This is a genomic window from Paenibacillus allorhizosphaerae (genome assembly GCF_042659105.1).
Lineage (GTDB): Bacteria > Bacillota > Bacilli > Paenibacillales > NBRC-103111 > Paenibacillus_G > Paenibacillus_G allorhizosphaerae.
The window spans coordinates 1,707,235-1,728,387 of sequence record NZ_JBHSRV010000001.1 but is presented as its reverse complement, the minus strand read 5'-3'; the positions used below and the strand labels follow the sequence as shown (position 1 = coordinate 1,728,387).

The window sequence follows — 21,153 nt, the reverse complement described above, 5'->3', positions numbered from 1 at the left end:
CCATTTTTTAAGAATGGTACGATGTACCGTTGAATTATTTTATATATTCCTTACTAACCAATGCGTCAGCAATTACATTCGTCGGTATGATAAATTCCAACACGCCCATTGCTCCGGGAGCGACTTCGTATTTATTAAAGGAGATGACCAGTTTGCCTTCGTTGTTGATATAAAAGCTTTGATCTTTGGCGATCGCTTCAAAGCCTCCGCTGCCCTCTAGCCAATAAACCTTATTAGGGTCCGCCTTCATCTGTTGTTTCATCTGTTCCTTAATATTTTCGCTAATCTGGCTTATATAGCGGTCATCCATAAATAGACTCGGTAAAGTAATCAAAATTTGATTTTTCTTGTCGATCGTGTCGTACTTGAATGTCGTCGAGGAAGAACCGACCGTGTTGACAACATACCTGCCTACGGCAAGGATCTGGTCGTTGTCGGTTTTGACGACATAACCACTGTTTACCCCCAGATGACCTCCGCCATTTTGTTTTAATTTGTCCATCTCAGCCGTGAAATCGTTGTATAGCTTTTTATTTTCTTCCAGGTATTTATTGTTCAGGGCGGCTTCCAGCGCTTTATTATCCATGTTCGTAATCGCCGGTACTTTAATATCCGCATTGGCCATTCCGTCATCTAATTTAAATTCTTTAAAAGTCAGCACCTTGATCACCGGGCCAACGAGCGGCACTTCGGATAACGCCTTTGCAAAGGTTGGACTCGTATTAATGCCCGCTACCAATACAATTGCCGCCGCTCCAATCCCGACAAGACGCTTTATCATCAAATGTCTTTGCTTTTTTTGCCGGAGAGCTTTCTTCACGACGAAATCTAATTCACCGGGAATCGGCACATTCTTATATATTTTTTTCAATTGTTCCAACTGTTCGTTCATTTTACTTTACCTCCTCCAATATTTCACTGCTCATTTGAATTCGAAGTTTACGCAGGGCTTGGTACAATCTTGTTTTTACTGTACTGATGTTTTCATTCAGCACTTCCGCAATTTCTTCAAGTTTTAAATCTTCAAAATATCGAAGTACAACCACGGTCCGAAAAGCATAGGGCAACTCCTCCAACGCCTTCTCTAGATCCACATCATGATAGGCGTCTTCAACAATGGGACCGCGCAATTCCAATGTTGTATCATCCACGAGCTGAATCCTCTTTTGTTTTCTGAGGAAGTCGAGCGATGTATTCACGACGATCCTGAAACACCAGGCCCTTATCGAGCCTTCGGATTTTATGCTTTCCAAGGATGTTAAAGCCTTATGGATCGAATCTTGAACGATATCCAGCGCATTTTCGGCATTCTTTACATAACTGAAAGCCAATCGGTACATATTCTCTTTGTTTTCCGTAATAAAACGAATAAGTAATTGTTCTGACTTGCTATTCATTTGAAGACTCTCCTTTGATACGCGCGTATCATTTTCTTGCTTTACTTAGGTATGACGTATGAGCTCCATAAAAAGTTTGTTAGGTGTTGGCGGATTCCCGCTAGGTAGCTCTTCGGTCGGATTATTTTCCATTGCAAGCACATTTTTCTGTTTTGCCCAATCCCGAAAGGGCTAGATAAAATACATAAGCTGAATGGAGGAGGGAGGCATAATCATGACCGATCACGGAAAGAGACCCGCAGTAATGAGCTGAGGGTCTTATTTTGGAAAGACGACTGTATCCGTGGAGAGCAACGTTAGCCGCAGGGCGTATTTACTCACATTGCCCGTTATTACGTTATGACGGATACGATTAAACGATCTGTTGAGCAGCTGCCCGAGGGCATAAAATACAGGGGAGGATCGGAAATTTTCAACCCAGGTTTCTATTGACATCATCCCGGGCTGCATGGTACTTTAGGTAAAAATTTACATAAAAAAGACTGGAGGACATTGCGGTGATTTGACGCGTTTGACCTAATGCTCGAGCCCCTCCTTCGAATATCGGATCTTTCGGGAACGATATCTAGGGAAGGGAAGAGAATACGTGGAATTCGTTTATATGTTTAAGCAGCTCTGGTTGTATGCGGACCGGGAACGCTGGAAAGTAGTCGTCTATTTATCGCTGCATACCGTTTCTTTGCTAGGCGAACTGGGCCAGCCGTTTGCGTTATCGATGATCATGAGCACACTGCAAAGCAATCGCGCCACGGTCATCGATGAGGTTATCCAGTGGGTTCTGTTCTATGTTCTCTGTTTCTCCGTCTTTGAAATGTTTCACCGCGGCGCTCGTAACATCGAACGATTCGTCTCATTCCGAAGCCGGAGAAGATTCGTCCTGGCGATGTACGATCATCTTCAATCGCTGCCGCTTCGCTGGCATACCGACAACCATTCGGGGGCGGTCATCGATCGGGTCAATAAAGCGGCTGACGGACTTCACAGCTTCTGCGTTTCGCAGTATACTTACGTAGCCTTTTTTATGAAGTTTTGGGGACCTTTGATCATCCTGTGGCAAATATCGCCGGCCGTATCCGCCATAACGGTGTGCAGCGGGATCCTTTCAGTTATGATTACAAAGCGATTATATCAATGGTCCGTGCCGGAATACCGGGCCCAGAATGATAAGTTTCATCAAGTAGCGGCCGCGCTTCACGATTATATCAGCAACATTCGAACGATAATTACGCTGCGATTGGGACCGTCAGCCAAAAAAGATTTGGAAGCGCGCGTCAACAAAGCTTTCCCGCATATCGTGAAAGAGCATCATATTACGCAGATCAAATGTTTTATTGCCGCATCTATTTTCATGCTTCTTGAAGTCGGGACGATCTTTTATTATATTGTATCGCAAAAACAAGCCGGACAACCGATTCTGATCGGATCCGTCACGGCGATTTTCTTTTATATCCGGCAATGCGTCTCTTCTTTTAAATTTTACACGTTCGATTACGAAGCCGTTATTCACCAAAAAAATGATTTTGAAGCCGTGCAGCCGATCTGTAGCGAAAGAGAAAGAAGCCATACGAAGCTTGAGGAGCGGACCGTGCTGGATCCGTGGAACCGGCTTCATGTCCAATCGCTATATTTCTCTTATGGCGATGAACGGTCCCGGTTGGATGACATCTCGCTCACGCTAACGAAAGGCCGCAAAATTGCTTTGGTCGGCGAGAGCGGTGCAGGAAAAAGCACGATGCTGCAGCTATTGCGCGGCTTGCTATCTCCTCAAGAAGGTACGCTGATAAGCGATGAGGGCAAGTCTCTGCCGCTTTCGTCGCTTGGCGGCATCACGACGCTCATTCCGCAGGAACCAGAAATATTCGAGAATACGATCCGCTACAATATAACGATGGGCATGCTGGCGACGGATGAGGATCTTCTATCGGCAATACGGATAGCCGGTTTCGGCGATGTCCTAGAGCGACTGCCCAATGGTCTTGAAAGCGACGTTCGCGAGAAAGGCGTTACGTTATCCGGCGGCGAGAAACAGCGGCTTGCGCTGGCCAGAGGCATATTTTCCATTCAAGACAGCGAAATCGTCCTGCTTGACGAGCCAACTTCCAACGTGGACCCGTCCAACGAGTGGAATATATTCGAAGCGTTATTCGAGCATTTATCAGGCAGGTGCGTCGTAAGCGTTCTGCATCGGCTGCATCTGGTGCAGCATTTCAATTACGTATACGTATTTAAAAAAGGAACCATCGTCGAGGAAGGCACGTTTGCCGACCTTTGCGGCCGCAACGGGGAGTTCACCCGCCTGTGGAATAAATACTTGGCTGACGGAGACGCACGGGATCGGAACGTTTCCGTCACGTAACGAGAAAGCCGGTTGCTTCCCGTGAAGCAGCCGGCTTTTTTGCGAACGGAGGATCGTTACTTCTTGACTTCCGCCGCCTTCTTTTCGTCGAGAAGCATATTGATCGTTTCCTCCGCATCTCTTAAGGCCGAATTGCTATCCTTGCCGCTGTCCCGAACCAGTGTGTACTGTTTATCCAGTAAACTGCGGGCGTCCAGATAGTATCTGGAGAACGCCGTGCCGGGAGAGGGTTGGCTTTTGAAAATCGATTGCATGTCGACCCCTTTGAGAAATTCGGAAGCATATGCTTTTTGAATATCCGGATTTTTGAGCGGCGACTGTTTGGCCAGCAATTTGGAGGCCATGAGCTGCACCTCGTCGGAAGTAAGCGTCTCAATCACCTTCATCGCGGCATCCTTGTTCTTGCTGCCTTTCGTCACGAAAATATAGTGGGCGTCGGCCATCCCGTACTTGTTAGGCAGTTCTTTATAGCTCGGATATTGGGCTACGCCTACGCTAAAGAGCTGCTCCTCGACCGCTTTTTTAATGCTGGCAAGCTGATCCCCGACCGTAGCGAACATCGCGACCTCGCCTTTGGCAAACGTTCGGTTCGGGCTGTTGCCGGGAATCGAATCGATCGTTTTGGCCAAATCGATAATTTTTTTCCACATTTCGTTGTTGACGTTGGCCCGTTCTTTTTTCTTATCCACGATGTCCGGCGACCAGGGGAAGGAAATGCGGGTCAAGTTCTCGTAGTTCAAGCCTTGAATTTGCGTGCCGTTGTCGAGTCGCGTCATTCGTTTGCCGAGTTCAATCGTCTCTTCCCATGTCATGCCGTCCCGCGGGTAAGCAACGCCGAATTTATCGAACAAATCTTTGTTGTAAAATAACGCGTTCAGCTGCGCGTAGTAAGGAATCGCATATAATTCGCCTTTATCGGCGTTCACTCGAATCGCGTCAAGGTAAACCGAATGGAACCGGCCGAGGTCAAAATTATGCCTTTTCAGCAGCGGTGCCATGTCTTCCACAAGATCGAAATTGACGTAGTTCGGCACGGCCCCGTTCCAATCCGTTATTAAATCCGGGACTTCTCCTGAGGATAAAAAATCCTCCAATTTTCCCTTTACCCTCTGCACGGTAATATTCGGATATTGCTTACTTACAGGATCTGTAATCAGCATTTGAAAGGCTTCGTCAGTCATCGAGGCGTTCCCAAGCACATTGATGGTCACTGGGCTTGTAATTTCAATACGGTTGCCTTCTTTGGCCGGAAGTCCCTCGGCGGCGGGTTTCGCGCATCCTGCAAGCGCTCCTGCGGGGAAGCTCAGCGTGAGCAACACGGTCATGGCTTTTCGAATCATAATTATTCCTCCTGCTCATATAGAGTTTATATGAAAGCGTTACCAATGAAGTCTAAAAAAACGGGTTTCTTCTTCATAACCTTCAATCGTGATTGTATTCATGAAATCGGGCTGTGTAGTGGGGTTTATCCGTAAACTTCAAGGAAAGCTTATGCAGGCAGGTAGGGCAAAGTTCGAGCAGAATATTCTAGGAGCTCTAATAAGAGGATATTAACCGTTGGAAAATAAATGACTTAAGAAAATATTACCATATCGCGAGATGGTATTATATGCAAAGAAATGACATAGGGACTGGGAAATTATGACATAAGATTCACTGCTTTCGAACAAAAGGGTTGTTGCACAAACCGTTCATGCTTATTTCTTATGAACGATCTGCACAGATCCGATTTCGTTCTTCGGGACTATTCGAGCATATATACCGGACGGAGCCGATTTCGAGGGTATTGGCATATCGCCGGATATCGCTGTCCGGAATGAACGGGAGCATATGTGCGAGAACCGGGATGCCATCTTGAATAAAGCGCTTGAACTGTTGTGAAATTGTCAGAAAAAAGTTGCTTCTTTTTGCGTCCATTTATATTTTTCGAACGTCTCCAATAATGTAAGAACAAACATCGGAGGAGGAGTTGGAATTGGAGTATACGTTTCTTGGAAAAACAGGGATGCGGGTAAGCCGGCTATGTTTGGGCACGATGAACTTCGGCGTCGATACGGACGAACGGACGGCATTTCGCATTATGGATGAAGCGCTCGACGTAGGCATTACTTTTTTCGATACGGCCAATATTTACGGCTGGGGCAAAAATGCCGGTCTGACGGAAGCCATCGTCGGACGATGGTTTGCGCAGGGAGGACAGCGAAGGGAGAAAGTTATTCTTGCTACGAAAGTGTATGAGCCGATGTCCGATACCTTAGACGGGCCTAACGATGCAAGGGGCTTGTCCTTATACAAAATCAGGCGCCACCTCGAAGGATCGCTGCGGAGATTGCAGACGGATCATGTGGAGCTGTACCAGATGCATCATATTGACAGACGGACGCCGTGGGAGGAATTGTGGGAAGCGTTCGAAACGCAGGTACGGTCGGGTAAAGTCGATTATATCGGGTCCAGCAACTTTGCAGGGTGGCACCTGGTGAAGGCGCAAGCAGCCGCGAAAGAGCGGCATTTCATGGGACTTGTAAGCGAGCAGCATAAGTACAACCTGCTGGAGCGGCTTCCCGAGATGGAAGTGCTGCCGGCGGCGCGCGACCTCGGGTTGGGCGTGATTGCGTGGAGTCCGCTGGCCGGAGGGCTGCTCGGAGGCTCCGCATTGAAAGCCGATGTCGGTACCCGCACCGCCAAGCGGCAGAAGCAGCTGGACAAGCATCGCGGGCAGTTGGAACGGTTTTCCGCTTTATGTGCAGAGTTTGGCGAGAAGGAAGCGAATGTAGCGCTGGCTTGGACACTAGCCAATCCGGACATAACCGCTCCAATCATTGGGCCGAGAACGGTGGAACAGTTGCAGGATGCGATCCGGGCGGTTGAAATTCGGCTGAGCGAGGACGTGCTGCGCGAGCTGAATGAGATTTTCCCCGGGCCGGGCGGCGAAACGCCTGAAGCGTATGCGTGGTAATGCGATGCAGCAGGTATGGAATCGGACAAAAGCATCGCGATACCTATATAAAGAGAGGGCTGCCGTTTTGGCAGCCCTTCGCTTTGCAAAGAAGACGATGCGTAACGATCCTTTAGTCGGCCGATTCGGAATGGCCCGAAGCAGCGAAACGATCGATTGCATCCAGGGGCAAATGATCCGTCACCAGTCGGCCGTAATGCGCCACTTGCACGATGCCGTTCTCGTCGATCAGAAATTCGGCCGGAATGCGGTGCATATTGGCTCCCTCCTCGGGAGTCAAGGCAAAGCCTTCGGCTTCAGCTTCGGATATGAACGTCTTCGTATTGGCATCGGCTATCGTCGCCTGTACTTTCTCTGCCGAAACTTCAACGCCGTACCTTTCATAGAGGTCTGCCCCTGCATCGGCAGCTAATGGGAATGGCGCTTCCTGCCGGCCGACATGTCGGGATATGCTGGATTGCGGCGATTCGAAGACCGCCACAATCTCCAAGCCTTGCCGCTGCCACTCGTCATAGCGACGAATGAAATGCCGCACCCGCAAGTTGCAAAGCGCGCAGGCGGCGTTGCGAAAGAACGCGATCAGCACCTTTCTTCCGCGAAGATCGGACAAACGAACGGGCGTGCCGTCGATGCCCGTGAATGTAAAATCAGGGGCGGCGTCCCCTGTAGTTAATGAAACTCTCATTGCGATAACCTCCCGATCAATAGTAGCATCTAAGTCTTATGGGACTGCGGTTACTATACCAAAGGAAGTTAACCTTCTTCTGTGACCTGGTCACCAACGAATGTTTCGAGCGCCTCGCGCTGGAGGATGGAAACGGATCCTCTCCCCGTTGAAATCCAGCCTTTTTTAAGCATACGGCTCAACTGGCGGCTGACGACTTCGCGAGCGGATCCTAGTTCGACGGCTAACTGCTGATGCGTGATCTTCACGCCCGGTTGTCGTTCGGAAGTCAGCTTGAGCAACGTGTCCGCTAACCGTATGTCTAACGGGAGCGACGATTTTTCGGTGAGAAGGCTGCCCATGCGAATCAAGCCGTCCAGTACGCTGCCGAATACCGCATGTCGCACAGGCTCATACATTTGGACCCAGCGCAAAAACGAGCTTTTCGCAACGTACAGTACGGTCACCTCGGTCTCGGCGGTGACGTTCCCCGGATATTCCCGACCGCTCAATCCGCTCAGCACCATCATGGAGCAAATATCGCCGGCTGATAAACGTACCGTTAGCGCTTCGCGGCCGTCCGCAGTTATGTTGGTAATCCCGGCCGTTCCGGAGAGCAGGAAAAAAGCGTATTTACCCGCCTCTTCGTTGTGAAATAGTGACGCCTGAGCGGGAATGGTTTTGATCATGGGCTGTGCAGCCTTCCATTCCTCGGCGGGGAGTGTTCGGAAGCAGGGAAATGTATCGAATAAAGTATGCAAATCAGGGAGGGCTTTCGTCATGACAGTTTCTCCGATCGGGTAATGTGGATAGCTTTATTTTACAAGCATGAGCGCACGGAGGCCAGTCAAATGAAGAATGGTTTATTTTTTCGACTGCAAGGGCCAATATTTTTTTTGAAAATTGCGCAACAATGATCATGTAATCCGAGTCGATATAGAAGGAATAATAAAATGAACAAAGAAGCAAGAATCTTATGCGAATTCGAGGGGATTGCGTTGGATAACCAAATTATAGTCGAACAACTGGAATCAATTGGTGAGCGGCTTGCTGAACTCGCGGAACTTTTAATGCTGGTCGTGGAGGACGGCGCGTCAATCGGCTTTTTGCCGCCATTGAAATATCCCGATGCTGCTGAATATTGGGGGACGGTATTAAGTCCGAATGTCGTTTTGTTTGCCGCCACCATAAACAAGAAGATCGTCGGGAGCGTACAGCTGCATTTAAGTTCAAAGCAGAACGGAGCGCATCGAGCCGAAATCGCCAAATTGATGGCGCATCCGCACTACCGGCGCCGAGGGATCGGACGTACTTTAATGAGCATGGCTGAAGAGAGAGCGAAGCAGGAAGGCCGTTCGCTATTAGTTCTCGATACGAGAGAAGGGGATCCCTCGAATCGCCTGTATGCATCTATCGGATTTATTGAGGCGGGGCGAATTCCCAACTATGCGAGATCGGCAAACGGTGAGCTTCATGCAACCATTTTTTACTATAAAGAGCTGCTGTGAAGAAGGAATGAAACTATGAATCGAAAAATGAACGGAGTTCTTATTGCAACAGTATGCTTGCTGGCGCTTACTGCCTGCCGCGGCGGGCCCGGCGTAACGGCTGTATCTTCCCCGGCTGCGGTTCAAAAAACGGTCATTACGCCTGCCCCTGCGGAAGGGAATGCCTCGCCCACCGCCCCGGTTCCCGCGCCGGTGACCGGGGAGCCGCAAAAGAAACAGGATGTGTCGGTCCGGGCGATCGGAGCGCATCCGAAGGGGCGTCTTATCGTCAAACCGGCAAGTCAAGCGAGCGTTATTCCATTGGGTGCGCCCAGCTGCTACGGACAGGAGGCCGATCTTAACTGGTCGGGAGACTATGAAGCGGTATGGGAAGCCAAATCGGGCGGCGAGCCGGGCAAAATATTTACTTTTCCGGTCGACTTCGAAATTATTCAGCCGGTCGATACGCCTGTCGAGCTGCAAAAGTTTACGTTGGGAGAAACGGATATATTCGTCTATGTTCCGCGTTACACCGATTGTCATGCGCTGGAGACGTATTTATTCGGAGTAAAAGACGGGAAAGCTTTCCCGATCACGTATGAGATGGAACCAGCTCGGGTTTTGACGAATATAGGCCAACTGCCGAACCGCCGTTTGAAGTCAAACGGAGAGGAACTCATCGTAACCGGGGGATACGGGGCGGGGCAGGACTTTATTGATGTGTATCACTTCCGTTACGATGCAAAGAAGCACTCCATGATTTTGCGTAGTACCGATAAAGTGAAGCCAAGTGATTTGCAGTATGATGAACAGAACGGCGGATTATATTTTTAATTTCCAGCGGAAAGGAGCCTATGTTATGTTTCGAACCATAGCCGTACGGGCTGCAGCAGTGATTATCTTCACAGGACTTGCATTCGCCTGGCCTGATTCTTCAGCTAAAGCGTCGTCAACGGAGTACCCAGCTGCGTATCCGACATTCCCGGTTACCGTCAATGGAATGGCTATCGATCAATTGCACAACCCATACCCCCTACTGCTTTACCGCAATATTACGTACTTTCCCATGACGTGGGACTATACGTCCGCACTCGGTTTGACGGTGACGTGGAATGAGCAAACCGGACTTTCGCTCGACAAGAACGAGATGTGCGCTCCTCTCAAACAAACACTATCAGCGCAGACCAACAACCGCAGCGATTCATTAGTAGCGATTCCCGTGCCGTTTCCAGTGAAAGTGAACGGCTCGCTCATTGATAATTCACAAGAACGTTATCCCGTTCTGTTGTACAACAATATTACTTATTTTCCGATGACATGGAGATTCACCAGTGAAGCGTTCAACTGGCAGACGACTTGGGACGATGTACGCGGCTATAGCATTCAATCGTGCGAGAGGCAGGCCAGGGAGGCATCGTTGCAAAGGGATGCATTGAATGCGGCGAATGGAGGCCAGCTTGCCATGAAGGACGAGTGGGTCTACATGAATCCATTGCGCAGCGGAGGCGGCTCCCACAGTCTGGTAAAAGCCAAATTGGACGGCTCCGATCGGATGGAGCTATCGGCGGATAATGCCCTGTCCATCAATGTCGTAGGAGACTGGTTGTACTATATCGTTTCGGAACCATCCAAACCGAATGAGATTTATAAAATCCGAACCGACGGGACCGGCAGAACGCTCGTATCGGATACGGACGGAGAGCAATTATGGGTGCTCGACGGGTATATGTACTTCCTGCGGTACGCGGGACGGCAACCGAGCGGAACGGGAGATACGGCCCAAGTCCAAGGACGTGTCGGGATTTTCAGGATGAGTATTGACGGTTCGAACGAGCAGCAGCTTCTTGCGGACCCGGCAGTGTTGGGTTTTTATATGTATGGCGGTCAAGTCTATTTCCGAACAATGGAAGACGGGAAAAACAAACTGTACGCGATGCGATGAACGCAGATGGGTCAGAGAAAGAGCTTTTAAGGGAAAATGTGACCTCATTTATTATCGTCGATGATTGGATTTACTACATGCAGGACCAAAGGCAGCTTCGCAAGATGAGCCTTGATGCATCGACGGATATTGATTTGAACGATTTTGAGATCCCGCGGGCTTCGATCAAGACCTATAATAACGGTTGGCTCTATGTTACCGTTGCCTTATCCGGCAGCATTGCCGGTTCGAATCCGATCGAACGGGTGAGGATGGACGGGACCGGCCGGGAAAAGATCGCGGAGGCCCGTCCGCTGGCTCTCTATATAGCCGGGGACGAAATGTATTTCGCCAACTGGGTTATGGGCGATCGCGTATTGGAACATTTCAAGCTTGAAAAGTGAACCAACGATCCGAGCCGTATAAGGTAAGCGCACAGGCACGTTGCTCGCGGGACGAAAGCATAAGAAAAGACGAGCCAATGAAAGAAGCGGGAGGGATCCCCTTCTTCCTTCAAATGCCAGCCGCGTCCCTGTCGACCAGAGCAATACCGACACCTGTAGCGGCAGCCCAAACATCTCTCATGTCCAAGGCTGCCGCTATAGTGTATTACTGTGCTGATCGCGTTATCGCCATGAACCTGGGCGACGATCGATCTGATCGTTGCTAGTTTTATTTTAACGCTTTCGCAACGACGGAATCGATCATCATGGCGCTAAACCAGTTCGGGTACAGCGGTGTTGGACGCGTCAACTGCTCCAGCAGCGCGACTTCTTCCGTCGTCAGCTTCAGCTCAGCCACTTTTAGGTTATCTTCAAGCTGAGCAATTTTGCTCGAGCCCACCAGCACGCTGCTTACATGAGACTGGGCCAGCAGCCATGCGAGCGAAACCTGCGCAGGTGTGGCGTTATGCGAATGCGCAATGTCTCGAACCGTATCCAGCACGCTGAATCCCCACTCCTTGTCATGCGGGAGAAGATCAAAGCCGCTCAGCCGGTTATCCGGATCCTTCAAGTTGTCGCGGGTGTACTTACCGCTTAGAAAGCCGCCAGCCAGCGGGCTCCACACCGTGAGTCCGACGCCGTTGTTGTTCATGAAAGGAACCGAATCATGCTCGATATCCCGGCCGATTAAAGAATAGTACATTTGCCCGTTGATAAACGTGGCCCATCCGCGTTCGCGCTGCAGCTGAACCGCCTGCGCAGCCATCCAGGCCGGCCAGTTGGAGTATCCGATATATCGAACTTTGCCCTGCCGAACGAGATCGTTAAGCGCCTCCAGCGTTTCCTGGAGCGGGGTGAACGGATCGGTTTTATGCACGATGTACAAATCGATATAATCGGTGTTCAATCGGGTTAAGCTTGCCTCGCACGCCGCGAACAAATGCTTGCGGGATAGTCCGGCCTGGACGAGGCCCTTGCCTACACGGAAACCTGCCTTGGTGGCGATAACCGTCTCCTGCCGGCGCGCTTTCAGCAGCCTGCCCAGCATTTCTTCGCTTTGTCCGTCGGCATAACCGTCCGCCGTATCGAAGAAATTAATTCCGGCGTCGATTGCGCGGTCAACCAGCTTTTGGGCCTGGTCCAGCTCTACTTTGTACACGCTAGGCACATTGCCCGAGCCGAATGTCATGGCCCCGAATGCCAGCTTGGATACGAGCAATCCGGAATTGCCCAATTGTGCGTATTTCATATTTTTTTTCAGCCTCCGTTTGTTATGTTCTTTCATTTCTCGAATCAAGTATATCGAACGCGACCCCATTGTATCTTGAATAAAACCATCACGTTATTGAACAAAACGCTCACGAATCTCCACAGCAGTATTGGTCATTATTGGAAGACTGCGGTAAAATAAGTAAAGGATGAAGAGGGGAGGATTCCTTTTGCCAGATTCGCCTGTTGTAACAAGCGACGACTTCGAATGGTCCGAATTGAAATTTTCGGGATGGGAGGGCGTATCTCCGCAAGAGGCATTCGAGCCTGAGTTGACCGGTCATTTAATCGTAATCCATACGACGCCGCAGCCGGTGCGGGTGTTTGAACGAGCGGACGGATACCATGCGGAAGGCGTGGCCATGCCGGGCAATATCAATATGTTCTCGGCCGGCGATATGTCGTTTTGCCGGTGGGAGAAGGAGCTTTCCTTTCTGCGTCTGGATCTGTCTACGCTGCTTGCCGACAAAGTGGCCGCAGAGCTGGAGCTGCCCATAGGGAGCGGTGCGGTTGAATTCGGAAGGCACATTCGGCTGCATGACGACCGGGTGGTGCAGATCGCCCAGTGGCTGTGTGAAGACTTGAAGCATGGCGGACTGGGAGGCAAAATATATGCCGATTCGCTCATTCGGATGCTGACGGTACATATGCTCCATCGTTACGGCACGGTCTCCGCACGGCAGGCGGCTTTGCCCAAGGCGCTCGCGAAGAAACAGTTGGACGGCGCGCTGCAGTATGTTCATGCCTATCTGGAGCATGAGATATCGCTGGACGATATTGCGGCTGCCGCACATGTCAGCTCGTCACATCTGGTGCGACTGTTTAAAGAGGCTACCGGATTGCCGCCTCACCGGTATATCATTCAAGAGCGTGTACGCAAAGCGCAGCGGCTGCTGCTCAGCGGACTTCCCGTCCATGAAGTCGCCGCCTCGCTCGGGTTCAGCGACCAGAGTCATTTTCACCGCCATTTTAAACGGATGCTTGGGGTGACGCCTCGCGAATTTGTCGTTCAATTTCGCTAGCGCCAAATGTCGAGGATCATTCGATCAATAGGGGAAAGAGGTGCGGAATTGATACGTAAAGCCGTAGGCGCAATCGTTCAATACAATGGCAAGTTTTTGCTGGTACATAAAGTGAAAGGTGCGCAAGGCAAAATAAGCGGCGTCTGGGACTTTCCCAAAGGCGGCTTAGAATCGCACGATGATCATTTGGAAGCTGCACTGCTAAGGGAGTTGAAGGAAGAAACGGGTTCGGCCATGTACGTAATTAAAAAGCAGTATGAAGCGAAAGTCAGCTTTGCTTTCGATGCGCCTACAAGACAAATCATCGGTTTTGAGAAGCAGGAAACGACCATGTTTCTCGTTGAATACACGGGAGATATGACGGACTTAAAGACCGAAGACGACGAGATCGACGGTGTTCGGTGGTTTACCAAGGAAGACGTGGTGCGACTGGTTTTTCCCGAGGCAAGACAGTTTTTCGAACAATATGTAGTACCGCAGGGAGAAACGCTAGTCTGATGGAATATTCGGGCGCGGTCGAAATGATCGTCGTAACAAGGCCGCCACGGCGGGACAGGGAGGGTTGTAACGAAATGACTCACTCGCTTCATTTGCCTGTTAGAAAATATAAAGTGGACCCTGGACTACAGATTGAATGGACCCCTCAAAAAACTGCATTCCTTTTAGTGGACTGTGATGAATCGAGTGGGAACCGCTCGGTTGTAGAAAATCCAATTTGTCATTCGCTTCGTTTGGCCCGTTCGTTGGGTATGCCGATTGTTTACTTGTATAATGCAATTCAAGGCGTAGGCGGTCCTCATGATGTTACCAGAAGAATTCACGGTCTTCATGAGCTGGACAATAGTTGGAAGCCGCTAAATCCCTCTTACAATCCCCTCATTGCCCCGCTGCCGGTTGAAGCGGTGATTCCCAAGTCCGGTAAAGACGGGTTTCATGGAACCGTGCTTGATTATTATTTGAAAACATGGGAAGTGGACACGATTATCGCCGTCGGGTTTCATCTTAAATCGTGCTTATTTCATACTTGTATGAGCGCCAGACATCATAATTACCGTGTCATCCTGTTGCGGGATTGTACCGATTCGTTCGAATTTCCCGATACGACCGATCCTCATAATGTTGAGGGAGGCTGGATGCGATTCGTTTTTTTGCGTTTGTTCGAAACCGATATCGGCTATACGTCGACCTCGACGGAATTCTTAAATAGCAAGCGGATGGAGGATGGAGGCTCACGGCAATACGACCTACAGTGAACGTGTGCCATTGATGAGACTATCGTATTATCCATTCCCAACGTCAAGGGATCGGGAAAGCGCTGATCCATACGATTTGCAATGCGGTTCGTGAGTTGAGCTCGAGCCGCGTTATTCTTTACACGCTAGGTCATGCCGGGAATGAAGCAACGCTGCAGTTTTATAGCAGTCTTGGTTTTGAAATGACGGAACGCGAGAAAGATTTTTTCAAACCCGGTTTTGATCGAATCGCATTCGTTAAAGAGCTTTGATCATCGACTATCGGACGAAGGGATGTGAACCTATTTGACCGTGAGCGCCTATTTCCCTACGCAAGCATCGATTTTATCCAATCAAGCTTTAGAGACGGTTTTCCGCTCAAATTATTCATTGGTCGCCGAGACCATTCATTGCCATTTATATCGCAAAGGAATGCACGATACTTATGTAGTCAAAGCGGGTTTAAAGCAGTATTATTTGAAAATTTATTACTGCGGCTTGCGTACATTGGAAGAGATCGAGGCGGAAGTCTCGTTACTCCATCATTTAAAAAAAGAAAGTATTCGCGTCGTCGATCCGGTAGTCCGCAACAATGGAAGCTATGTATTGGAATTGAAAGCCGTAGAAGGGATCAGATTTGGCGTTCTTTATGACGAAGTAGAAGGGGAAGAGGGCGGAACCGACGGGGAGATGATCGAGAAGCTTGGCACTTATATCGCTTCCATTCACAATGCTTTCGATAAAATCACCGTTCCCGTTCAACGCTGGCATCTTGATTGCGCCTCTCTGATCGATCATTCGATGCAATATTTAATGAAATATGCAAACACATATCCCTTTGATTTTGAGTTCCTGAATAGTATTGCTGCTGAAGCGAAAAGAAAAATCGAAGCTGATTTTACAAAAACGTTGCCGACCTATGGGCTTTGTCACGGGGACATTTATGGAGGCAATATACGATTTGATCACTCGGGAAATCCGATAATTTTCGATTTTGATTTAAGCGGGTACGGCTGGAGAGCTTATGATATTTCGCTGCTCGTGTGTCGCTACGGATGGGGCGTCGACCGTGAAGCAATGGAGAAAAGGGAGCGCAGAAAAGAAGCTTTTTTAAGCGGTTACACGAAAGATAGAAGCTTATCTGCGAAAGAACTGGACTCATTATACATATTTGCCGTTTTTCGCCGCATTTTTAATATGGGCAGTTTGTATGCCTTTTTTGCGGAAAGCTGGGGACATGATATTTTTTATAAAAACGTGCAGGAAGAAATTACGTTGCTTAAAGATTGGGTACGAGCATACAACATCTGAAAGAAAGAGTGATAACAAGAGATGTGAGCATTTCGTTTTGTGCCGTGAACGAAGCGAAAGGAATGGGTATACGATGATTATGACACAAGAAGAAATGATGTACATTGTGCAATCGCAACTTGCAATTGATCTGAATTGCACGATCGATGACCTGAATGGCGAAAAGGACAGCATTATTTTTGTCGAAGCTAAAGAAAATCCCGGACGCAGGCCATTTCGGAGGAATGCGCGTTTTTTTGAAATTGTATCTATGGGGAAATCAATTGTGGTATCGGCTACGCCGGAACGGTTGTTAATTGCCAAAACGCATATGCAAGGCAAAGACAGGGATACCGTATTCTCCTTGCCATTTATCAGAGGTCTTTACTTGCATTATCTGCCTGATCTGAAAAGAATAAAGCCTTTGTCACCACCGGGAAATTTTACATTTGTACTGATTGAGCGAGATGAAGTGGTCAATTTATTTGATGTTACAAGATTCAATAATGCAATTATATATGATACGAATCATCCCTGGCAGACTGATCTGGCTGTGCTTGCAAAGAAAGAAGGGGAAATTGTTGGTGTGGCAGGAGCAAGCAAAACCTGTGCAAAACTGTGGCAAATTGGCATAGACATATTACCCGAATACCGTAATTCGAGATTGGCGAGTTATCTTGTAAACAGGCTAACTTCTGAAATATTGGCACGTGGAGATGTACCGAGTTATGACGTAATCGCCAGTAATCTTGCTTCACAAAGAGTAGCTCAACGATCAGGTTATTTTCCCGCGTGGGTATCTGATTGGCGATGCAATTTTGAAGGGTTGGAAGCTTTACCGTTTAATTAACTGTCTTGTGCTGCTATCTCTGTAACTCAAGAATACATAAAATCGCCCCAGGTGAACGGATTTCATTTTGTTTTGTGCCGTGAGCGAAGCGAAAGGAATGCTTAATTAGCTCTACAACTTTTGAAGACATGGGAGGATGCATCAAATGAAAGAAACAACTTTTTTGCGGGACCTGGAGGCACAGGTGATTGAACATGACGAGTTGAAATTGATTGGCATTCCCTGTATTGGACTGAATGACATGCCAAGTAAATACCGTCTGGCAAAGGATAGTTTGCTCGGACTCGCAGCCCATATGCCCCAAATTGTCGACGCATCCGTTCAATACGGCATGTGGCCGCAAGTCCCTGGGCAAAACGTATCCGATACGCATGCCTATATATTATGTGTGGAGGTATCCACCTTCGATAGCGTGCCGGAGTGGTTCGTACGTATGACGGTTCCGGCACAACGCTGTGTTGTTGCAGCAAGCTACGAAGGCGATTTTGATCGGGCGGGACGAGTGATTGACGCGTATATCGCGGAGAAAGGGTTGACGGTAGGCAAGCAGGGGCGTCAATATACGATCTGCGAACGGTATCGTTACAATGCGGAAGGCTTCGCGCGCTATTCGCTGCCGATTGCTGACAGCAACGGTCGATAACCAATAGTTCATAAAGGCTCATGATAGTAAACAAATGGGATCGCTCCTGACATGGGGCCGATCCCATTTTCGTTTGTCATATTGATCTGCTTTCACCGCACCTAATCAACATTTGCGCGCTACAAGAAGTTCATTGAGATAACATTTACTCACTTTGCCATTGTACTGGTTATCAATTAGAGAGCTTACACATTCGAACAGCTGCCGGCGATTGGAAGCATCAAGCGTTCCATGAGTGGAGTACGTCGATAGCAGATCGATGTACTGTTCCGAGCTGTACGTTTCCTCCGTAACGTAATTTCGAACAATAGGCTTTTCAAACAACCCGCTGTCTTCAAGCGGCCCTGTATCCGGCTTCATGTCGGAAATTTGGGGAAGGCGGAGATTCGGCGGCGTTCCCGGCATATATTTTTCGTAACAAGACTGCACTTGTTCAAAAAACAGTTGATCGCCGCCGGCAACGTGAACGTAGTTGACGATCGCTAAGTAACCTCCTTGGCGCAGCAAAGAAGCAGGCTTGAGATAGCGCACCTCCGGGTCCAGCCAGTGGAACGCCGTTGCCGCAATGACAAGATCGAAAGGCTCAGACAACGGCGGGGTCCAGTCCTCAAAAGTGCCGACATGAATTTCCACATTCGGATAAGCGGCCAAATTGCGCCGCGCGACGGCGGTCATCTCGGCACCGAGCTCAACCGCTACAATGCGGCAGCCGCGTTTGGCAAGCTCGAGCGTGGCGATTCCGGTGCCCGGCCCGATTTCCAGTATTCGCGCTTGCGAAGTGAGCTGCGTCGCATCGAACAAATCGTCGAACAATTGCTCGGGATAACGATTGCGAACGCGGTCATACAGTTCGGCTACTTCGTTGAATGTAGCCCTTTTTTCTTGACGCATGTCCATTCCACCTCCACAAAGGATATTAATTCTATTGAACGCTGTCTTGTTCCTTCGACGCCAAAAATAATAACCGCTGCGGCGTCGGCCGACTCATGTCCATCCTCATCTCGGCCACTCGATCCTACTTTTCGAATACATGACAGATGTCCCCAGTTTATGCTACTATTTGTTTACTTTTCATGCAATCGAGGTAAAAGGGGTATTTTCAATGGCACTGCTGACAGGAAGTCGAATTTATTTACGCGAATTCAAATTTACGGATTGGGTCGACGTGCACGCCTATGCTTCCCAGGAAATCGTGTGCCGTTTCCAGCCTTGGGGACCTAATAATGAAGAACAAACACAAGCATTCGTAAAACAAATTATAGACGACGCCAACAAAGCGTCAAGAACGCGATTTGTGTTTGCGATCGTTGAGCTAGGCTCGGAAAAGCTGATCGGCGCGGGAGAGATCAACATAAGAAGCGCTTCTAACCGAAGCGGAGAAATTGCGTACATTGTTCATCCGGATTATTGGGGGAAAGGCATTGCTACCGAAGCCGTGGGATTATTAGTGAAATATGGATTCAGCGAATTTCGGTTGCATCGCATCTATGCTACGTGCGATCCCCGCAATATCGGGTCATCCCAAGTGCTGACCAATATCGGCATGACACAGGAAGGACGAATGCGCGATACGTTATTATTAAGGGACGGATGGCGCGATTCCCTTGTATTCAGCATTTTGGAACAGGAATGGGAGAGATTGTCTTCCTGAGAGAGGAGCGTTTGATATGAACGAGCAAGTTCCGTCACAAGATAACGAATCTCCGTGCCATTATCGTCGCGCGCTGGAAGTCGTCTCAAGCAAATGGACGGTCCTCGTCTTTTATGAGCTGGAGAACGGCAAGAAGCGTTACAGCGATTTGAAGAAAGCCATTGAAGGCGTAACGCAAAAGATGCTGACGCAGACGCTACGTCAACTGGAGAGAGACGGATTGGTAAGCCGCTGCGTTTATCCAACCGTCCCCCTTACCGTTGAGTACGAGTTAACGACGTTAGGCAAAACCTTAATTGAGCCGATGCGGATCCTGCACAAGTGGACCGATGCTCACTATGATTCCGTATTACAAGCGAGAAAAGCGTACGACAAGGAGAACGCGTAAGCTAGCATACCGGTAAAGATAGCGGCGGTGCGGATCGAGTTTAGTGCGCCTTTTGCAGTTCTTGGCGGATCAGATCATACACGTCGTTGCCGTCATCGAACACGTCCGTCATGGCATAAAACAAGTGGATCATCCCGGGATACCGTTTGGACGTCACTTTGACGCCGTTTTCGATCAGTTTTTGTCCGTACCGTTCCCCTTCGTCGCGGAGCGGGTCGTACTCGGCGGTAACGATCAAGGCCGGCGGCAATCCGGCGACGTCTCCCAAAAGGGGAGAGGCGAGCGGGTTACATTTATCGGCTTCATCGTTCAAATAATGGCCGGCGCAATAGTCAAGAAGGGCGCTGGTCAGAAAATAACCAGTGCCGTACGTACGCATCGATTCATGGTCGCCGGACCAGTCCGTCAGCGGACATAGCAGGATTTGCATCGTGATGGCCGGACCGCCTTGGTTGCGGGCAAGCTGCGCGACCACGGCCGCCAGATTTGCTCCCACGCTTTCGCCCGCAACGGATAGGTTGCCCGGGTCCAGCCCCAGCGAAGCGGCGTTCTCATGTACCCATTTGGCGGCAAACATCGCTTCATCGACCGGAACGGGAAATTTATGCTCCGGCGCCAGATGATAATCGACGGACACGACGGCATAGCCGGTTGCCGCCGCCAGTTTGCTGCACATCGGGTCGAAATGCTCCATTCGGTTGAATACGAAGCCGCCTCCGTGAAAAAACAAAATTACGGGAAGCTTCTTCTCGTCGGTCGGCCGGTAAATTCTTACGGCGAATGCGCCGTGCGGACCTTGCAGCTGTCTATCTTCCGTGCCCGCCAGCTCGAAATTGTCTGAAATGGCCGTCGCAACGACGACTTTTCTGATTTCTTCCGGCGATAAAAGATGAAGCGGCGGAAACCCCGAAATATCCTCCAGAAATTTTCTTGTTTGCTCATGCATGCTCATATGCTTTACCTTCCTTTTCTTTATTTGAGTTATTTGAATTTGTAATTCAACATTAATCCATCGTCCGGTTTTTGTTAAGAAGGCACTTTAAAGTGGCTTGCGCTCAAAAAAGTGCCTTGGATATGGGAGCTTTTTTAGCAACTGAAACTGGAATATGCAAGCAGCACTCAGCCTTAGGGTTGGTAATGTTGCATTATTGTTTTCCGTACCAAGGACTGGAGATTGAAAGTTTCGATAAGCTGAGCCATTCGCTTTCCTTGCCCTTCGTTGACCCGAAAACCAACAAGACTCTCGGACGAGGTTCAACTGGAGCTCGCAAAATCCGCGTTGCTTATTCCGGCGTTAAGCGCAAATATTTTCAAGAGCAAGCCTGCGCCTTTTGTGGCACAATCGGTTTATACCGAGAAAGTCCGAACCATCTTCGATAAAAAGTACAAGGAATTCCTCAGAGGGAAGGATATCAACACGACGATCCGCGAGATCAATGAGGAGGGAGATCGATGGATCGAAGCCGCGAAGTAAGCGGCATTACGCCCGGACAATGGCTTATTGAAGGAAAGAATACGTTCATTCGATTCGAAAATATATCCCTTACTAAGTAAAGTGAAACCGGCTGCTATTCCTTTGGGAAT

At 49.2% G+C, this 21,153-nt stretch carries 24 protein-coding genes; 16 read left to right on the top strand and 8 right to left on the bottom strand.

The features are described 5' to 3' along the window. Positions 1-34: 34 nt before the first annotated feature. Both ACFQI7_RS07595 and ACFQI7_RS07590 read right to left on the bottom strand, forming a co-directional pair. Positions 35-892: a DUF3298 and DUF4163 domain-containing protein gene (locus ACFQI7_RS07595; RefSeq protein WP_218098659.1), complete on the bottom strand. Its 858-nt coding sequence runs from the start codon at positions 890-892 to the stop codon at positions 35-37. 1 nt (position 893) lies between these two features. Continuing rightward, a complete protein-coding gene (locus ACFQI7_RS07590; RefSeq protein WP_218098658.1) occupies positions 894-1,397 on the bottom strand; it encodes an RNA polymerase sigma factor in 504 nt (167 codons plus the stop codon). Between the two features lie 664 nt (positions 1,398-2,061). Between ACFQI7_RS07590 and ACFQI7_RS07585 the strand changes: the two genes are divergently transcribed. Further along, positions 2,062-3,753: an ABC transporter ATP-binding protein gene (locus ACFQI7_RS07585; protein WP_377516755.1), complete on the top strand. Its 1,692-nt coding sequence runs from the start codon at positions 2,062-2,064 to the stop codon at positions 3,751-3,753. Between the two features lie 56 nt (positions 3,754-3,809). On the opposite strand, the gene ACFQI7_RS07580 is transcribed toward ACFQI7_RS07585, so the two are convergent. Beyond that, on the bottom strand, positions 3,810-5,093 hold the full coding sequence (locus ACFQI7_RS07580) for an ABC transporter substrate-binding protein (protein ID WP_218098656.1): 1,284 nt from the start codon (positions 5,091-5,093) through the stop codon (positions 3,810-3,812). A gap of 635 nt (positions 5,094-5,728) precedes the next feature. Here ACFQI7_RS07580 and ACFQI7_RS07575 point away from each other — a divergent pair. Then, complete coding sequence (locus ACFQI7_RS07575) at positions 5,729-6,709, top strand: aldo/keto reductase (protein WP_218098655.1); 981 nt, start codon at positions 5,729-5,731, stop codon at positions 6,707-6,709. A gap of 112 nt (positions 6,710-6,821) precedes the next feature. Here the strand turns inward: ACFQI7_RS07575 and ACFQI7_RS07570 are convergent, their stop codons facing one another. Together ACFQI7_RS07570 and ACFQI7_RS07565 are read right to left on the bottom strand one after the other, a co-directional pair. Beyond that, positions 6,822-7,394 (bottom strand): peroxiredoxin family protein, encoded by a 573-nt coding sequence (locus tag ACFQI7_RS07570; RefSeq protein WP_218098654.1) that lies wholly within the window; start codon positions 7,392-7,394, stop codon positions 6,822-6,824. A gap of 68 nt (positions 7,395-7,462) precedes the next feature. Further along, complete coding sequence (locus ACFQI7_RS07565; RefSeq protein WP_218098653.1) at positions 7,463-8,062, bottom strand: Crp/Fnr family transcriptional regulator; 600 nt, start codon at positions 8,060-8,062, stop codon at positions 7,463-7,465. 264 nt (positions 8,063-8,326) lie between these two features. On the opposite strand from ACFQI7_RS07565, the gene ACFQI7_RS07560 reads away from it, so the two are divergent. From ACFQI7_RS07560 to ACFQI7_RS07545, 4 genes are read left to right on the top strand one after another with little or no spacing between them, the layout of a single operon-like run. Continuing rightward, entirely contained in the window at positions 8,327-8,881 is a 555-nt protein-coding gene (locus ACFQI7_RS07560) for a GNAT family N-acetyltransferase (RefSeq protein ID WP_218098652.1), read from the top strand. Between the two features lie 15 nt (positions 8,882-8,896). After that, positions 8,897-9,694, top strand: coding sequence for a hypothetical protein (locus tag ACFQI7_RS07555; protein ID WP_218098651.1), 798 nt, complete (start codon positions 8,897-8,899; stop codon positions 9,692-9,694). Between the two features lie 25 nt (positions 9,695-9,719). After that, the gene (locus ACFQI7_RS07550; protein WP_218098650.1) at positions 9,720-10,802 is read left to right on the top strand and encodes a DUF5050 domain-containing protein; all 1,083 of its coding nucleotides are present in this window, start codon (positions 9,720-9,722) and stop codon (positions 10,800-10,802) included. Beyond that, positions 10,799-11,185: a DUF5050 domain-containing protein gene (locus ACFQI7_RS07545; RefSeq protein ID WP_218098649.1), complete on the top strand. Its 387-nt coding sequence runs from the start codon at positions 10,799-10,801 to the stop codon at positions 11,183-11,185. Before ACFQI7_RS07550 ends, ACFQI7_RS07545 begins: the two co-directional genes overlap by 4 nt. Positions 11,186-11,453: 268 nt before the next feature. Here the strand turns inward: ACFQI7_RS07545 and ACFQI7_RS07540 are convergent, their stop codons facing one another. Further along, positions 11,454-12,473: an aldo/keto reductase gene (locus tag ACFQI7_RS07540; protein WP_218098648.1), complete on the bottom strand. Its 1,020-nt coding sequence runs from the start codon at positions 12,471-12,473 to the stop codon at positions 11,454-11,456. Between the two features lie 190 nt (positions 12,474-12,663). Between ACFQI7_RS07540 and ACFQI7_RS07535 the strand changes: the two genes are divergently transcribed. The 7 genes from ACFQI7_RS07535 to ACFQI7_RS07505 all read left to right on the top strand — a co-directional run bounded on the left by ACFQI7_RS07535 (position 12,664) and on the right by ACFQI7_RS07505 (position 17,530). Continuing rightward, the gene (locus tag ACFQI7_RS07535) at positions 12,664-13,515 is read left to right on the top strand and encodes a helix-turn-helix transcriptional regulator (protein WP_218098647.1); all 852 of its coding nucleotides are present in this window, start codon (positions 12,664-12,666) and stop codon (positions 13,513-13,515) included. Positions 13,516-13,563: 48 nt separating this feature from the next. Next, positions 13,564-14,013: an NUDIX hydrolase gene (locus ACFQI7_RS07530; protein WP_218098646.1), complete on the top strand. Its 450-nt coding sequence runs from the start codon at positions 13,564-13,566 to the stop codon at positions 14,011-14,013. Next, the gene (locus ACFQI7_RS07525) at positions 14,013-14,768 is read left to right on the top strand and encodes an isochorismatase family cysteine hydrolase (protein WP_218098645.1); all 756 of its coding nucleotides are present in this window, start codon (positions 14,013-14,015) and stop codon (positions 14,766-14,768) included. Before ACFQI7_RS07530 ends, ACFQI7_RS07525 begins: the two co-directional genes overlap by 1 nt. Positions 14,769-14,794: 26 nt before the next feature. Further along, positions 14,795-15,019, top strand: coding sequence for a GNAT family N-acetyltransferase (locus ACFQI7_RS07520; protein WP_218098718.1), 225 nt, complete (start codon positions 14,795-14,797; stop codon positions 15,017-15,019). A 160-nt stretch (positions 15,020-15,179) separates the two neighbouring features. Beyond that, positions 15,180-16,058 carry a phosphotransferase enzyme family protein gene (locus ACFQI7_RS07515; RefSeq protein ID WP_230414881.1) on the top strand — a complete coding sequence of 293 codons (879 nt, stop codon included), beginning with the start codon at positions 15,180-15,182 and terminating at the stop codon, positions 16,056-16,058. A 73-nt stretch (positions 16,059-16,131) separates the two neighbouring features. Beyond that, positions 16,132-16,887: a GNAT family N-acetyltransferase gene (locus tag ACFQI7_RS07510; protein WP_230414865.1), complete on the top strand. Its 756-nt coding sequence runs from the start codon at positions 16,132-16,134 to the stop codon at positions 16,885-16,887. A 145-nt stretch (positions 16,888-17,032) separates the two neighbouring features. Beyond that, positions 17,033-17,530, top strand: coding sequence for an effector binding domain-containing protein (locus ACFQI7_RS07505; protein WP_218098643.1), 498 nt, complete (start codon positions 17,033-17,035; stop codon positions 17,528-17,530). Between the two features lie 105 nt (positions 17,531-17,635). Here the strand turns inward: ACFQI7_RS07505 and ACFQI7_RS07500 are convergent, their stop codons facing one another. Continuing rightward, positions 17,636-18,421: a class I SAM-dependent methyltransferase gene (locus ACFQI7_RS07500; protein WP_218098642.1), complete on the bottom strand. Its 786-nt coding sequence runs from the start codon at positions 18,419-18,421 to the stop codon at positions 17,636-17,638. 211 nt (positions 18,422-18,632) lie between these two features. Here ACFQI7_RS07500 and ACFQI7_RS07495 point away from each other — a divergent pair, with 211 nt between their 5' ends. Then, the gene (locus ACFQI7_RS07495; protein WP_218098641.1) at positions 18,633-19,181 is read left to right on the top strand and encodes a GNAT family N-acetyltransferase; all 549 of its coding nucleotides are present in this window, start codon (positions 18,633-18,635) and stop codon (positions 19,179-19,181) included. A gap of 16 nt (positions 19,182-19,197) precedes the next feature. Then, positions 19,198-19,569, top strand: a complete 372-nt coding sequence (locus tag ACFQI7_RS07490; protein ID WP_218098640.1) for a winged helix-turn-helix transcriptional regulator — start codon at positions 19,198-19,200, stop codon at positions 19,567-19,569. 40 nt (positions 19,570-19,609) lie between these two features. Here ACFQI7_RS07490 and ACFQI7_RS07485 read toward each other — a convergent pair whose 3' ends face one another. Then, the gene (locus ACFQI7_RS07485; protein WP_218098639.1) at positions 19,610-20,521 is read right to left on the bottom strand and encodes an alpha/beta hydrolase; all 912 of its coding nucleotides are present in this window, start codon (positions 20,519-20,521) and stop codon (positions 19,610-19,612) included. A 92-nt stretch (positions 20,522-20,613) separates the two neighbouring features. Between ACFQI7_RS07485 and ACFQI7_RS07480 the strand changes: the two genes are divergently transcribed. Next, positions 20,614-20,949 (top strand): hypothetical protein, encoded by a 336-nt coding sequence (locus ACFQI7_RS07480; protein ID WP_218098638.1) that lies wholly within the window; start codon positions 20,614-20,616, stop codon positions 20,947-20,949. The last annotated feature ends 204 nt before the right edge of the window (positions 20,950-21,153 follow it).